Raw genomic sequence first — 14,714 nt, forward strand, 5'->3', positions numbered from 1 at the left:
GACTTCAGCACTTTGTGCCTCTGCACACACTGCAGTGAGACCCCTGTACCCAGCACGCTGCCGTGCTCTTGTGTTGCCTCCTGATCTGCACGTTGACACTCCCACACCCAGCAAATATTGTATTGAGCCAAACATATTATTCGGTTGACCGAAAACCTAACTTGGGCGTATAGTGAGAGCCGTTATCGTTAAGGGCTGGGAGGGAATACGACCAGCGGCATCACACATAAGGGGAGAAAGAGTGAAGAAGAGAACTGTGTGCCTTCGAGCAGCGATGGTCGCCGTGGCGGCGGCTAGTCTTGCAGGCTGTGGCAATACCCAGGCGAACATGTCAGGAGCGACCGCCGCGAATGGTCAATCCGGCGCACAACGCTCCTCCAACACAGTGAATGTGGTGGCTACAACCACCCAAGTGTGCGATTACGTCACGCAGATCGCCGGCAACGCCGATGAGCACTCGACGCTGGCGCTCAACAAAACTGACGCACAGGGCGCCACTCATGCCTTAGGAGCGCCAGCCCAGTCAGCCGCCACCACGATTAACCTGACGTGCCTACTCGCCCCGAATGCCTCGGCACATGAACACGAGATGACCCCGGCACAGGCAGACGCCCTTGCTCACGCCGACATCATGTTCGTTTCTGGCGTCGACCTGGAACACTTCCTTGACTCAGCAATCCAGGCATCTGGCTTCCACGGGATCATGGGAGTGACATCGGGAGTTCTGACGGCAGCGGAAGTCGACGACCCTGCCTCGGTGACTAAGCGTGAAAGCGACCTGCCCTACACCATTGATCGCGGCTCGCAGAAGGTCGATGTGCAAAAGTGGCCGTTCCCGCCTGAAGATGGTGCCGCAACACCGGAGTTTCAGTACGACCCGCATGTGTGGACCAGCCCGAAGAACGCCGCCATCCAGGTGCGCAATATCGGTGAAATCCTCGGCAAAGCCTCGCCTGACAACAAGGACCTCTTCGACCGGCACGTTGCGCAGTACACGCAGACCCTGACCGACCTGGACGGATGGGTGCGTGAAGCGATCGATTCGGTTCCGCCTCAGCACCGCGTCCTCTTCACCTCTCACGACGCATTCGGATACTTCTCCAAAGACTACGGCGTGAAGTTCATCGGCGCAGCCCTGTCGGATTTCAACAGCCAACAGGACGCCACCGCTGACCACATCAAGAAAGCTGCCCAACAGGTCAAGGACTCAGGAGCGGTCGCGCTTTTTGCAGAAAACTCCAACAACTCGAAGTCAATCGAGGCAGTTGCTCAGGCCGCCGGTGTCAAAGCAATCGTCGGAGACGACGCACTATACGGCGACTCCCTCGGACCCGACGGGTCGGCAGGACAAACCTACGTCGGCTCCATCACTCACAACGTGACGACGCTGGTCCAGGCGTGGAACGGGAACGTACCACAGCTGCCTGACACGCTCGCAGAAAAATAGGCAACGGAGCAAGGAAAGGCTATGGGCGCGGCACTCGAATTCGACAACTGCTCACTGGCATACGGCAATAAGACAGTGCTCACCGGAGTGGATGGCAGCATCCAGGCAGGTGAAGCGCTGGCACTGATCGGGCCGAACGGGTCAGGAAAGACCACGCTGCTGCGCGGCATCATCGGATCCGTCCGCGTCAGCGCCGGTCACCTTCGAGTGCCGCCAGGCTCAACAGTGGGATACGTCCCGCAACAGCTCAACCTGGACCCCACATTCCCCATCACTGCTCGCCAGGTAGTTGCGATGGGATACCGAGGTCAGCGGAAACTGTTTGGGCGGCTCGGATCGACCGGCAAACAGCGCATCGAGGACGCCCTCGCCAATGTCGGGATGAGTGATCGTGGAGACGTCCGGTTCGGTGACCTGTCTGGCGGGCAGCGTCAGCGCATCCTGTTGGCGCGAGCCCTGGTCGCTGAGCCGGCGATGATCCTGCTCGACGAGCCGTTCAACGGGTTGGATGAGCCGAACCGCCGTGCCCTGCTCTCCATCATCACCAACGCCAAGAACCAGGGCGTAGCCGTCGTGATCTCCACGCATGACCTCATCTTGGCTGACGCTACCTGTGAACGGGCACTGCTGCTGGCAGGCAGGCAAGTGGCATTCGGGCCAATCGCACAGGTACTGACACCGGAGCTGGTGGCGAAGGCATACGGCGGGTCGGTGCCCGTCGAACTCGCAGCGACCAGCGCAGGTAAAGAGGAACACCGCGCTGATCGGCGTGCTCGCATCGCGCACATAGCGACACAGGAGTCCGAGCATGTGGGCTGAATGGCTTGAAGGTCTACGGCAGTTTCTGCAGCCACTACCTGGATGGGGATTTATTGCGTCAGCTCCGTACACGTTCAGGCCATTTGTCTTGCTGATTATCCTGGCCTGCGCCAGCGGAGTGGTCGGCGTGCTGGTCAACGTGCGGTGTGCGGAGTTCAACGCAGAAGCACTGGTTCACGGCGTCTTCCCTGGCATCGTAGTAGGTGCCCTTTATGGCGGCATCGACATGATCGCGCCCGGAGCTGCGCTATGTGCATGCGCAGTCATCGCAGCACTGGTGTGGGCCGGGCAGCGCAGCCACATTTCCGAGGGATCCACCGCAACGATTCTGACGACCTTCTTCGCACTGGGCGTGGTGATCTCGCTGAAAAAAGGCGACATGTCCGGCCAGCTGGAAGCGCTCATGTTCGGCCGACTGCTGGACGTGACCGATGCGCGCCTGGCGCAGTCCGTCCTCTTCTGCCTGCTCGCCATCGTGATCGTCGCCCTGACGTGGCGCGGCCAGGTAATCACCGCCTTCGACCGCGATACCGCTCCGGTTCTGGGAGTCAACACCCTCCTTGTCGACATTGTTCTCAACACCGCGATCGCCGCCGTTGTTGTATCAGCCGCTTCCGCCATCGGCGTCCTGCTGGTGATCGGATATCTGGTGATCCCTGGGGCCAGCGCTCGACTGGTCGCCCGCACCGTCGGGTGGATGATTCCCGTGGGGATTGCGGTCGGCGTCGGCGGGGCGGTCCTGGGGATGCATGTTATGAACTTGCCGGTTTCGCGCCCAATCTCACCGCAGGCTGCTGTCTCGCTCAGTGTGTGTGCCATGTTCGGGCTGGTACTGGCTGTGCGCACGTTGTACCGCATGTGCGTGCGCGCACTGGACACCGGGCACGCGACGCAGCCTGTCGCCCACCCGATTCAGGGAGTGCGCCCATGATCTCGATGTGGACCATCATCGCCCTGCCGCTGGTTGAAGCAATCGTTGTGGGAGCTCTGTGCGGCCTGGTCGGATCCCTCGCCGTACTCAGCCAGCGCATCTTCTTCACTGAATCAATCACCCATGCCGCGTTCCCGGGCGCCGTCATCGGCGTGGTCGGCGCGGCGCTGGTCTCGAGCAGCCATGAGGCTTTGTCTCTGGGACTGTTCATCGGTGCTGGCCTGGCCTCACTCGTCCTCGCGCTGTTGATGCATGGCGTATCGGCCCTGAAAGGAATTTCCTCGCAGGCGGCCGCCGGAATCACGCTCACCGTGGGGTTTGCCTCTGGCTACTTCCTCAATAAGTGGTTCGCGCCCCTGCCGCTGCGAATCGATGGCTTCCTGACAGGATCCCTGCTGGCATGTACGCGCATCGACGTTATCGCGGCCGCCCTCGTCCTTATTGTCGCTGGGGGAGTGTGGGCGTTGATGGGCGGGCGGCTGGTAGCAGTCAGCTTCGACGCGGTGAACTACCGAGCCAGCGGAGGGCGGCCTGACCTGATGCGCCTGATTACCCTGGGTCTGATTATCGCGACGGTGACGGTCATTATTCCGGCGGTCGGCACCGTCGTGTCAATCTCCTTAATCGCCGCCGCACCCACCGTCTTGAAGGGGCGCGTCGCATCGACGCCGCGTTTCGTCGCACTGTCCACGCTCGCGTCTACCATTATTGCCGTAGTTGGACTGGGGCTTGCGGTCGTGTGTGGCCTGTCAGCAGGCGGCACGATCGCGTTGGTTGCAGGAGGCTTCTTCGTTATTGTCGAGGCAGGCTCACGCATCGCTTCGTCGAAACTCGCATCTGCGATATAGGCCAAAAGACCCAATAACCGCAGGTCATGGGTTAGTCTGTGCTCATAGGAGAAATCCTCCTACATAATGTCCGCGTGACGTCGTGTGAGCTTTGGCGACAACCTTGTCAACGCATCTGCAGGCACAGACGCCTGTCTTTTTATGCGCACGAGGGCACGGCGCTGCGCGCAAAAAGGAGAGAGCAATGGAAAGCACGATGCGCGCCCAGCGTCTGCATTCAGATCGCACCGTAACGATCGAGGATATTCCGATTCCCAAACCCGGTCCGAACCAGGTCCTCATCAAAGTTGCCTACTGTGGAATCTGCCATTCGGATATGGCGCTGATCGACAGTGATTTTCCCATGAAAATGCCGGAAATCACGCAGGGCCACGAGTGCTCGGGCACCATCGCAGAGATGGGATCGAATGTGCAGGGCTGGGAGATCGGCGACAAGGTCATCCCGCAGTCGGGTATGCCCTGCCTGAAGTGTCGCGAATGCCGCCGAGGTAACCGAGGCTCATGCCAAAACCTGCGCGTTATGGCATTTGACTATGACGGTGCATGGGCGCAGTACACAGTGGCCAACGCTGAAGGACTCACCCGCGTGCCCGATGGTGTGCCGATGGAACAGGCCGCGATCCTCGCTGATGCTGTGGCAACCCCGTTCGGAGCAGTCAAGCACACCGGCAAGGTCTCGATGGGCAACGCCGTTGCCGTGTGGGGATTGGGTGGAGTCGGAACCCACATCGTCCAGCTGTCCCGGCTGGCGGGTGCGTACCCTGTCATTGGTATCGACATCAACGAGGGTGTGTTTGATCGAGCCAAACGTCTGGGCGCTGACTTCACGTTCCGATCCGACGACCCCGAGCTGATGGACAAGATCAAGAAAGCGACGGGTGGGCGCATGATTGACGTTGCGTTCGACGCTGCCGGTCTTCAGGTGACCTTCGAGCAGGCAGTGCAGTCACTGGACTACAGGGGGCGCGCCGTGCTGGTCGGGCTGTCACGCCAGGAATTCCACGGCGGAAGCCTGTACGATTTTGGCGTCAAGCGCCGTCAGGCCATAGGACACCTGGGCTACGAAGTAGTGGACATCTTCCTGCTTGCTGAACTCGTCAAGGCTGGGCGACTGGATCTGTCCGAATCGGTCTCTCAGATCATCTCGCTGGAGAATCTGGAAGAAGGCCTGGACATCATGCGCAATAAGACAGGTAACCCGATCCGTATAGTCGTCGATCCGTGGGCTGAAAGCTAGGGTGCCTCTCGGTGGCTGGCCGTTGGTCTGCAGCAGCATAGTGAGCCAGCCCCACCGATTCGACGCAAACTCACTGATCTGCCACAGTCGCCCTCGTTCGTCACAATGAGCGAGGGCGACTTGCGTGCGCCGCTCTACCTCGCCATGATCAAGTTGAGGGCGCGCGGCACGCATTCGATGTGCAAAGGCATGGGCATGAGACGCTCGCCGTCAGCAAATGCATCGAGGCCGCTGACTTCGATGTCAACACTGTGGGCACGGTACATGTGGACCTCCGGTACCTCCTCCAGGCGGTGCAGGAAGGTCTTCGGAACTTTGCTGATCGCTTCGAGGCGATTGAGCGTTTCCACCAGGCTGATCGACAGCAGGCCGTCGCGGGGGTCAGCATGCGGACACATCATGATGCCGCCGCCATACGTCTTGGTAATGGCAATGGCGTTGAGAATTGTCGGGACGTGATGTGTGCCTTTGCCGTCGATGCGGATCGTTGTGCGCAGGGGGCGTAGGCGTGCGAACTCGATGCCCAGTGCCAGCAGGTAGCGTGAATTACCCTTCGGCCATCTGATCTGGTTGGCACGATCGTTAATCATTGAATCCACGCCCGCGCACATAATTGTTGCAAAGTAGCGTTCTTCCCCGTTCGCGTGGCTCATGAGGCCCACATCAACGCTGTCGTGGTGGCCGTCCACAATGAGTGATGCGGCTGCTCTGGGATCGAAAGGAATGGAATATTCGCGTGCCAGGTCGTTACCGGTGCCAGCCGGTATGACACCGAAGAGTTTGCCTGTGCCGACCACCTCCTGCAATGCAAGGTTGATCAGCCCGTCTCCGCCGCACACCACAATCGCGTCAATGGTTGGGTCAGCGACAAATTCGCGAGTGCGCAGGCTCGTCGTCAGTGGCAGGTAGCTGGCAATGGAGACCACATCGATGCCGCGATTGGCCAGAAACTCAGTGGCGCGCCGTGCCGCATCCATCGACGATCCCAAACCTGCAACGGGGTTTGTAATCAGTGCGATCCGACGAATCGGGCTCTGTGGCCGTGAATTGGGATCGGTCATACATACTCCGTTCATTTCTTGTTCTACGCCACAGCGATCGTCGCTGTCAGATGGGATGCAATTGATATAGTGTAGCGATTTAAGCGGGCGTGTCGAACAAGTATCTGCAGAAACGCCGCCGTGTGACGCGAGGTAACCCCCCGTGCCACGTGCCCTATTCGCCTGAGGGCTTGCGGGCGCCAGGCAGGAAGAACGTCAGTGCACATCCCAGTCCGAGGGCTGCGCCGGCCACTCCCATTGCGCGCGACGTTCCGACGCTGAAAGCCTCCGACAGTTTGTCGATCACCTGATCGGTCAGTTCCGCTGGAACGCCTTCTGAACCGTCCGAGTCAGTCAGCGCCCGAATGGAAGCGCCAGCTGAAGGTGCGACAGACGCTTCGATGCCGTGACGTGCCTGCTCGGGCAGCGGCACATCGTCGAGGCTTCCCTGTACCTGTGAATTCACTGACGCAGCCAGGAACGTTGCAACCAGAGCAATTCCCAACGCTGTACCGACCTGACGTGTCGTGGACTGGGTGGCGGATGCCTGCCCCGACGTGCTGGGTGGCACATCAACCAGAATGACGGATGTGAGTTGCGCTGACGCCAGCCCCAGACCAAAACCGTAGGCAACCAGTGCTGTGACGATAACTGCGATGGGCGTGTGGGCTGTCAGGCTGATCGCCAGGCTGAATACGGCAATGGATTCTATGGCCAGTCCGGCGCGCGCCACCCACGTTGCAGAAAAGAGACGCCCCAGTGGGGATGCTGAGCCACCTGCGATAAAGGCGCCTGCAGCCATTGCAGCCAGGACACCGCCTGATTGGAGTGGTGTGAGCATGCGGACGTTCTGAAGGTACAAAGGCAACGCGAAGAGCAGACCGAATTCTCCCACTGAAATTGCCGCAGCGGCCACGTTCCCTGCAGAAAAGCTTCGGAGCTTGAAAAGATTCAGATTCAGCAGGTGCGGCCCGTCCACTCGCAGCTGTCGCCGTTCCCACCAGATGAAAAAGCCGAGCAGGACGGCGGCCAGAGCAGCTGCCAGCGGCACAGGCGAGAGTGGCCATGACGCCCAGTCCTCATTGATCGGCTTCCACCAGCCCAGGTCACGCCCCTGAATCAGTGCGTAGACCAGAGCGGCGAAACCGATTGACGAGGTGATAAACCCGCCCGCGTCGAAACCGTGTTCGGAGCGTTCTCCGTAAGTGTTGGGCACGAAGAAAATGCAGCCGAGCGCAACGATGATGCCGATCGGAACATTGATCAGGAAAATCCACGGCCAGGTGGTGTTCGTCGTGATCCAGCCACCCAGCAGAGGACCAACAGCGGCCATCCCTGAAATAACTGACCCCCACACGGCGAAGGCAATCATGCGCCTTTTGCCTGTAAACGTCGCGTTGACAGTTGAGAGCGTTGTTGGAGAAACGGCCGCCGCTCCGGTGCCCTGCAGGAAACGTGCGATGAGCAGGGGAGTGAAAGTGCGCGCCGTGCCGGCAATGATTGATGCGATAACAAAGATGGCGATCCCTGCCAGAAGGATGTTGCGTCGTCCCCAGTTATCGGCCAGACGTCCCACGGTGATCAGCAGCGCTGAGAAGATCAGGGCGTAGCTCGTTGTCAGCCATTGAGCCTGCGTGAATGTGAGCTCAAGGTCACGCATGATTGTCGGCAAAGACACGTTGATGATGGTGCCGTCCATAACGATCAGTGACAGTGCCAGAGACAGGAAAACGAGTGCGATCCAGGGGTGCGCCAGTGTTGATGACCGAGATGGCGCAGTGGATGTACTTTTCCGGGAAGTCGGTGTCATGCCACGATTATGACACACTGTCATTAAAGTGGCGCGCGGTCATCCGCCCGATGATTCAAGCTGGAGTTTCGACACGGCGCCGCGGTCGCCCTCGTTCATCGTGATTGCCGAGGGCGACCGGAGTGCTACACGGAAGGCGTTAAAGCTAGACCAAAGATCGGGACCGCCAGAGCCAGTACGGTGCCCATCACCAGGAAGATGCCGACGACGTTAAACCAGAAACCTGCCTTGATCATGTCGACGATGCGCACGTAACCCGACCCGTACGCGATGGCGTTTGGAGGCGTGGCGACCGGGAGCATGAACGCACACGTGGCAGCCAACGCAGCCGGGATCACGAAGAGCAGGATGTTCATATCGCCGTACCCAAGGCCGATGGCGACGCCGCCGATAATCGGCAGGAACGCGGCAGCAGTTGCGGTGTTGGAGGTGAGCTCCGTCAGAGCCAGGACGAGCGCCGTGATCGCGAACAAAATCACGATGATGGGCAGGGTGCGCAACTGCTCAACTGAGTGGCCCACCCAGTTTGACAGGCCCGTGTGAGAGAACTGGCCAGACAGAGCCAGACCGCCGCCGAACAGCAGGATGATATCCCAGGGTAGGTCCTTCATTGACTCCCAGTTCATCAAACGCACCCCTCGCTTCGGGTCTGCCGGAATGATGAAGAGCAGCAAGGAGATCCCCATGCCGATAATGGTGTCGATCCCCTTGATCTGAATGCCGAAAAACTTCAGGAAAAAGGGCAGGAACACCCACAAGATGGCGGCGGCCACGAAGAGGATGCCGACGAGTAACTCGCCGCTGCCCATCGGGCCGAGCTTCTTCAGTTCACTGCGAATGAGCTTCTTACCTCCGGGGATTTCCGAGATTTCCGGTGGGAACAGAACATATGTCAGCAGGAACCATCCGATCGCCAGGAACGTCACCGCCAGTGGGACACCTACCAGCATCCACTGTCCGAAACCGATCGAAATATCGTGGTTTTCCTTCAGGTATGCCACCAGGAGCGAGTTGGGCGGAGTGCCGATGATGGTTCCCAGTGAGCCGATCGAAGCGGAATAGGCGATGCCGAGCATGAGGGAAATGGCGAACTTCGAGTGATATAGCTGCGTCTGCTTACTGATCGTTTCCGAGGCATCTTTGCCTTTTTGAACGATTGCTGCCACGACGCCACCTTTTGTGGCGTCGCGAGCTGTGCCGGACACTGATTCAGCGTCGGCGGGTAGATCCTCAGAATCTGCCTGGCGGGAACCTTCGAGCTGGGAGACGAGCTGCAGCACCGACATGCCGATGGGCAGCATCATGACGGCGGTCGCGGTGTTGGACACCCACATTGACAGGAAACCAGTCGCGATCATGAATCCTGCGACCAGTTGGCGAGGTTTCGTCCCGACCATGTTGACCACGGTCAGCGCGATACGTCGGTGCAGGTTCCAGCGCTGCATGGCGAGCGCCAGGATGAATCCGCCCATGAACAGGTAGATCGTGTCCGAGGCGTACGGTCCGGCTGTTCCGGAAAAAGAATCGACCTGTAGGGCAGGGAAGACGACCATTGGAATCAGAGCAGTGGCGGCGAGCGGGATGGCTTCGGTCATCCACCAGATGCCCATGAGGATCGCGACCGCGGCCACGATGGGCAGGCCGTCAAGATTCATGGTGCTGAGCTTTTCGTCAGAAAGGCCCTGTGCTGCGATGTCGGCAGCATTGTCGGGCATGATGAAGTACACCAGTACGGCCAGAAGTGGACCTCCCAGCAGGCCCGCCACGCGCACAAGGTGGACGGTACGTGATGGCGCTACGTAGTCATCAGCTGCTGCATGCGATGACGATGTGTGAAGGGTAGGAATACTCATGGTGACCTTTCGTGACACAGAGGACGCGTCGCCTCGACGGAGAATCCCAGGACAGATGTGCGACGCGGCGTACCATCGTCGGTCCGCCGCCTGTATGCACTGTGGCGCATATAGGACTTTAGTCGCAGACATTATTGTATGGCGCGCCGCGACGTGTGTCAGGAAATTGCGACAAGAAAAGTTACGAAAAGGACACAAAAGCAGAAAATAACCGTGTTCTGTTCCGGTCGATTCTGGCCGGCTGAGAAGAGGGGGAGTGGACGCTATGTCACTTCTTCAACTCGATGGTCTTCTCCGGGACGGCCACCCGGGCGCGTACACCCAGCTCCTGATCGAGCGATTCGACTAACGCCTGCGCAGCCTTTTCTTCGCCATGCACGCACCACACTGAACGAGGCTGAGGCACCAGATCGCGTACCCAGTCCACCAGCTCCGAGCAATCTGCGTGTACGGAGAATTCCTCGTCGCGAATCACCTCGGCCTGCACGCTCACCCACGCGCCATGCATTTTCAGTTCGCGTGCGCCGTCCAGGAGCGCGCGCCCACGTGTGCCTACCGCCTGATAGCCGGTCAACACGACGGTATGAATCGCCTGGGGGAGCATGTGCTCGATATGGTGCAGGACGCGGCCGCCGGTGAGCATGCCGGAGGCCGACACAATGATGGAAGGCTCCTTAGGATCGTTGAGTTTTTGCGACTGTTCCTGGTCTCGCACCTCAATGAGATTCAGGTTGCTCAGCTTCAGGCCTCCCACTTCATCATTGAGTTCGCCGCGCGCACTGACAGCCTGGTAGAGGCGCAGGGACGCCAGCGCCATGGGGGAGTCCACGTAGATTGGCACCGAGGGGATCTGGCCGGCAGCGACCATGTCGGAAAGTACTTTCAGCACTACTTCAGTGCGGTCGACGGCGAACGCTGGAACCAGAACGGAGCCGCCGCGATCGATGGTTCGGCAGATGGCGTCACGGAACACTTCGTGCTTTTCGTGTCCTGGATCAGCTTCAAAGTGTTCACGATCTCCATATGTTGATTCGAGCAGAACCGTCGGGGCACCCTCGGGAATTTCTCGCGAGCGCAGAACGGGGTGCGTGGGTCGGCCCAGGTCACCGGAAAACAGCGCGTCACCGCCAGGTGTGTGGACGCGGATCGAAGCTGAGCCGAGGATGTGGCCGGCGCGCGTCCAGTGCGCACTGACCTGCCCGCCCACGTCAATGTCAGCGTCGAAATCGACAGCTCGCATCAGTGGCAGCGTGTCCTCAACGTCGTTGACCGTATACAGCGGTAACGGCCGGCGGTGCTTGGAATACCCGTAGGTGCGTGCATGCTCGGCGTCGCGTTCCTGCAGGTAGGCAGAATCTCGCAGAACGATATGTGCCAGGTCGATGGTGGACGGTGTGGCCCAGATGGTGCCGCTGAAGCCCTGCTTGACCAGGCGTGGCAAATATCCCACGTGATCCAGGTGTGCGTGAGTGAGGAGAATGTCCGAAATGGAATCGGCCGGGACTGGAAAATCAGACCAGTTCTTGCGGCGGAGTTTTTTCTCGCCCTGATACAGGCCTGAATCGATGAGAATCCGTCGCTCGCCTCGTGGGGAGTCAACGGTTAGAAGATGCTTGGAACCGGTCACGGTTCCAGCTGCGCCCACGAAAGTTAAGGTCGTTGGAGCCATACCTTTACTGTGACGCAGATTACGTTGCGATGGGGACGTTCAGTGGTGCGTGTCGCACATTCGGTAGATTCATCCCACATATGACGGATCCCTTGCAGACAACGCCTGGGACTTGTCGTAGAATCGAGGGGTTGTCATGTGCCCGAAATACGGGCTGAAATCGAAACAAGACGTTGGAGTGCACACACGTGAAGAGCACTGTTGAGACCCTCGAGCCCACCAAGGTGCGCTTGACCGTTGAGGCCGACCATGAAGAAATCAAGCCTCAGATGGACAAGGCATACAAGGAAATTTCGAAGCAGGCGAATATCCCCGGTTTCCGTAAGGGACACGTTCCGCCGCGCATTATCGATCAGCGATTTGGTCGTGCCGCCATCATCGAACAGGCAGTCAACGAGGTTTTGCCTCGCCTGTACTCGCAGGCGGTCGTGGAAAACGAACTGCGCCCCATGGCTCAACCCAGCATCGAAGTCACCGAAATTCCGGCGACCAGCGGCCCGATCAGCGGCAAGCTCGTCTTCACCGGCGAGGTCGACATCGTTCCCGCCTTCGAAGTGCCCGAAATTACCGATGACATGACCGTTGAGGTTGACCCGGCGGATGTCACCGACGAAGACGTGCAGACCGAGCTGGACCGCCTGCGCGCACGTTTCGCCACGCTGAAGTCCGTCAAGCGCCAGGCTAAGACCGGCGACTTCGTCACCATCGACCTGACTGCAACGGTCGACGGTGAAGAGGTGGATTCGGTGTCCGAGGTTTCCTACGAAATCGGTTCCGGCACGATGCTGGATGGCCAGGACAAGGCTCTGCGCGGCACGCACTCGGGTGACGACGTGACCTTCACGTCCAAGCTCAAGGGTGGAGATCATGCCGGTGAAGAGGCGGAAGTTGTCCTGCACGTTCACTCCGTGAAGATGCGCGAAATGCCGAAGGTTGATGACGAATTCGCCCAGATGGCATCCGAATTCGACACTGCTGACGAACTCATGGAGGACATGAAGAAGCAGGCTGAGCAGACCAAGCGTTCTCAGCAGGCGCTGGACGCACGCGACCGTCTGGTCGATGCACTGCTGGACAAGGTGGAAATCCTCCTGCCTGAATCCGTCATCGACGAGGCTGTCAAGCAGCAGCTGGGTGACAAGCCCACCGCCAAGAAGAAGAAGGAAGCCCGCGAAGAGCTCGAACTCGAGTTCCGTCGCGACATCCTCTCCGACGAACTGGCCAAGAAACTGGAAGTCCAGGTTTCCCAACGCGAACTGATCGACTACCTGATGCAGATGTCGCAGACCTACGGCATCGACATCAACCAGCTGATCTCTTCGCCCGAGGAAGTCCAGACCGTGGTTGCACGACTGACCCGCACCAAGGCCATCATCGAGGCCCTGCGTCTGGTCACCGTGAAGGACACAAACGGCCAGGCCATCGACCTGACTGAGTTCTTTGGTGATGAAGAAGCTAGCGATGATGCAGCCGAAGGCGCTGACGAAGCGGCTGAGGATGCAGCTGAGGCCGACGATGCAGCCGAGACTGAAGACGCAGAGGCAGCAGAAGCTGACGAGAAGTGATCGCGTAGCTGATCAATCACTCACACGCGGGGCAGGAACCAGAAAACGGTCCTGCCCCGCCTGCATGAGGTGAGCAGCAAGAGCGTGCATGAGTGCGCGTGAACGTGCGCCGTCAGCGAAAAGTGCCAATCCAGGCCGACGGCACAGTGCGAAACCGGTAGGTTGGACATCAGTGATGAAAAATGCCCGATGGAAGGACGTCAAGTGAGTGAACAGCGCGTGAGAGGCGCCGACGGCGCGCAGCCTCAAGGCTCGTTCGGAGATGCTGTCTACCAGCGTCTGCTCAAGGAACGCATTATCTGGCTGGGAAGTGCAGTGGAAGACGAAAATGCGAACGCAATCTGCGCGCAGATGCTGCTTCTGGCTGCTGAAGATCCCGACCGCGACATCTACCTGTACATCAACAGCCCCGGCGGCTCGGTCACCGGCGGCATGGCCATCTACGACACCATGCAGTACGTCAAGCCGGATGTTGTCACCGTGGCCATGGGTCTTGCAGCGTCCATGGGGCAGTTCCTGCTCACCGCAGGCGCACCCGGCAAGCGTTTCATCACCCCGCACACGCGTGTCCTCATGCACCAGCCCTCAGGCGGGGCCGGTGGTTCGGCCACCGACATTCGCATCAACGCCGAACTGATTCTCAAGATGAAGCGCGAACTGGCGGAAATCACCGCTGAGCGCACCGGTAAGTCCGTCGAGCAGATCCTTGCGGATTCCGACCGCGACCACTGGTTCAGCGCTCAGGAAGCAATCGAATACGGATTTGCCGACAAGATCGTCTCCACACCGCAGGAGATCGGCCACCGTGCCAACGACGCGCAGAACGGAGAGAACTGATATGTCCAGCACTGCTCCTTACTTTGACGCAATGGCCCGTCAGATGCCGCAGGCCCGCTACGTGTTGCCCACCTTCGAGGAGCGCACCGCCTACGGGTACAAGCGCCAGGATCCGTACGCCAAACTGTTCGAGGACCGCATCGTGTTCCTCGGAGTTCAGGTTGACGATTCGTCGGCTGACGATGTGATGGCTCAGCTGCTCGTGCTGGAGTCTCAGGATCCCGATTCAATGATCACGATGTACATCAACAGCCCCGGCGGCTCGTTCACTGCGATGACCGCCATCTACGACACCATGCAGTACGTCAAGCCTCAGATCCAGACCGTGTGCCTGGGGCAGGCCGCCTCGGCTGCCGCCGTGTTGCTGGCCGCGGGCGCGCCCGAACGCCGACTCGCACTGCCGAACGCTCGTATCCTGATTCACCAGCCTGCGATGGAAGGCATGCACGGTCAGGCCTCGGACATCGAGATCGTGGCCGATGAGATTGACCGCATGCGCAAGTGGCTCGAAGACACCCTGTCGAAGCATTCAGGCGTCAGTTCGGAGCAGGTACGCCGCGACATTGAACGCGACAAGATCCTCACTGCTGAGCAGGCCCGCGAGTACGGTCTGATCGACCAGGTGCTCGAGCCGCGCAAAGCCCAGTAACTGATCGCC

At 59.6% G+C, this 14,714-nt stretch carries 12 protein-coding genes; 8 read left to right on the plus strand and 4 right to left on the minus strand.

Features of this window, described 5'->3' with window-relative positions:
* Positions 1-274 precede the first annotated feature (274 nt).
* The 5 genes from BN3002_RS01845 to BN3002_RS01865 all read left to right on the plus strand — a co-directional run bounded on the left by BN3002_RS01845 (position 275) and on the right by BN3002_RS01865 (position 5,282).
* Positions 275-1,447, plus strand: coding sequence for a metal ABC transporter substrate-binding protein (locus BN3002_RS01845; protein ID WP_082628482.1), 1,173 nt, complete (start codon positions 275-277; stop codon positions 1,445-1,447).
* A gap of 21 nt (positions 1,448-1,468) precedes the next feature.
* Positions 1,469-2,266 (plus strand): metal ABC transporter ATP-binding protein, encoded by a 798-nt coding sequence (locus BN3002_RS01850; protein WP_058236349.1) that lies wholly within the window; start codon positions 1,469-1,471, stop codon positions 2,264-2,266.
* Positions 2,256-3,197, plus strand: coding sequence for a metal ABC transporter permease (locus BN3002_RS01855; RefSeq protein WP_058236350.1), 942 nt, complete (start codon positions 2,256-2,258; stop codon positions 3,195-3,197). The genes BN3002_RS01850 and BN3002_RS01855 overlap by 11 nt, the downstream gene beginning before the upstream one ends.
* Entirely contained in the window at positions 3,194-4,045 is an 852-nt protein-coding gene (locus BN3002_RS01860; protein ID WP_058236351.1) for a metal ABC transporter permease, read from the plus strand. The genes BN3002_RS01855 and BN3002_RS01860 overlap by 4 nt, the downstream gene beginning before the upstream one ends.
* Positions 4,046-4,229: 184 nt before the next feature.
* The gene (locus BN3002_RS01865) at positions 4,230-5,282 is read left to right on the plus strand and encodes a zinc-binding dehydrogenase (protein ID WP_058236352.1); all 1,053 of its coding nucleotides are present in this window, start codon (positions 4,230-4,232) and stop codon (positions 5,280-5,282) included.
* Between the two features lie 134 nt (positions 5,283-5,416).
* On the opposite strand, the gene BN3002_RS01870 is transcribed toward BN3002_RS01865, so the two are convergent.
* From BN3002_RS01870 to BN3002_RS01885, 4 genes are all read right to left on the minus strand, one after another.
* Positions 5,417-6,343, minus strand: coding sequence for a diacylglycerol kinase family protein (locus BN3002_RS01870; RefSeq protein ID WP_058236353.1), 927 nt, complete (start codon positions 6,341-6,343; stop codon positions 5,417-5,419).
* A gap of 154 nt (positions 6,344-6,497) precedes the next feature.
* Positions 6,498-8,132 (minus strand): MFS transporter, encoded by a 1,635-nt coding sequence (locus tag BN3002_RS01875; protein WP_058236354.1) that lies wholly within the window; start codon positions 8,130-8,132, stop codon positions 6,498-6,500.
* Positions 8,133-8,257: 125 nt separating this feature from the next.
* Positions 8,258-9,985 carry an SLC13 family permease gene (locus tag BN3002_RS01880; protein WP_058236355.1) on the minus strand — a complete coding sequence of 576 codons (1,728 nt, stop codon included), beginning with the start codon at positions 9,983-9,985 and terminating at the stop codon, positions 8,258-8,260.
* 268 nt (positions 9,986-10,253) lie between these two features.
* Entirely contained in the window at positions 10,254-11,654 is a 1,401-nt protein-coding gene (locus BN3002_RS01885; protein WP_058236356.1) for an MBL fold metallo-hydrolase RNA specificity domain-containing protein, read from the minus strand.
* 188 nt (positions 11,655-11,842) lie between these two features.
* Here BN3002_RS01885 and tig point away from each other — a divergent pair, with 188 nt between their 5' ends.
* From tig to BN3002_RS01900, 3 genes are all read left to right on the plus strand, one after another.
* Positions 11,843-13,219: a trigger factor gene (gene tig, locus BN3002_RS01890; protein WP_058236357.1), complete on the plus strand. Its 1,377-nt coding sequence runs from the start codon at positions 11,843-11,845 to the stop codon at positions 13,217-13,219.
* Between the two features lie 204 nt (positions 13,220-13,423).
* Positions 13,424-14,056: an ATP-dependent Clp protease proteolytic subunit gene (locus BN3002_RS01895; RefSeq protein ID WP_285014476.1), complete on the plus strand. Its 633-nt coding sequence runs from the start codon at positions 13,424-13,426 to the stop codon at positions 14,054-14,056.
* Position 14,057: 1 nt separating this feature from the next.
* A complete protein-coding gene (locus tag BN3002_RS01900) occupies positions 14,058-14,705 on the plus strand; it encodes an ATP-dependent Clp protease proteolytic subunit (protein ID WP_058236358.1) in 648 nt (215 codons plus the stop codon).
* Positions 14,706-14,714: the final 9 nt, after the last annotated feature.

It is taken from the genome of Actinomyces ihuae (genome assembly GCF_001457875.1).
Classification (GTDB): Bacteria; Actinomycetota; Actinomycetes; order Actinomycetales; family Actinomycetaceae; genus Pauljensenia; species Pauljensenia radingae_A.

Coding starts and splice junctions, on each gene's coding strand:
- BN3002_RS01885 (WP_058236356.1), bottom strand. CDS start 11,654: ATGGCTCCAACGACCTTAACTTTCGTGGGCGCAGCTGGAACCGTGACC.
- BN3002_RS01855 (WP_058236350.1), top strand. CDS start 2,256: ATGTGGGCTGAATGGCTTGAAGGTCTACGGCAGTTTCTGCAGCCACTA.
- BN3002_RS01850 (WP_058236349.1), top strand. CDS start 1,469: ATGGGCGCGGCACTCGAATTCGACAACTGCTCACTGGCATACGGCAAT.
- BN3002_RS01880 (WP_058236355.1), bottom strand. CDS start 9,985: ATGAGTATTCCTACCCTTCACACATCGTCATCGCATGCAGCAGCTGAT.
- BN3002_RS01875 (WP_058236354.1), bottom strand. CDS start 8,132: ATGACACCGACTTCCCGGAAAAGTACATCCACTGCGCCATCTCGGTCA.
- BN3002_RS01865 (WP_058236352.1), top strand. CDS start 4,230: ATGGAAAGCACGATGCGCGCCCAGCGTCTGCATTCAGATCGCACCGTA.
- BN3002_RS01870 (WP_058236353.1), bottom strand. CDS start 6,343: ATGACCGATCCCAATTCACGGCCACAGAGCCCGATTCGTCGGATCGCA.
- BN3002_RS01860 (WP_058236351.1), top strand. CDS start 3,194: ATGATCTCGATGTGGACCATCATCGCCCTGCCGCTGGTTGAAGCAATC.
- BN3002_RS01900 (WP_058236358.1), top strand. CDS start 14,058: ATGTCCAGCACTGCTCCTTACTTTGACGCAATGGCCCGTCAGATGCCG.
- BN3002_RS01845 (WP_082628482.1), top strand. CDS start 275: ATGGTCGCCGTGGCGGCGGCTAGTCTTGCAGGCTGTGGCAATACCCAG.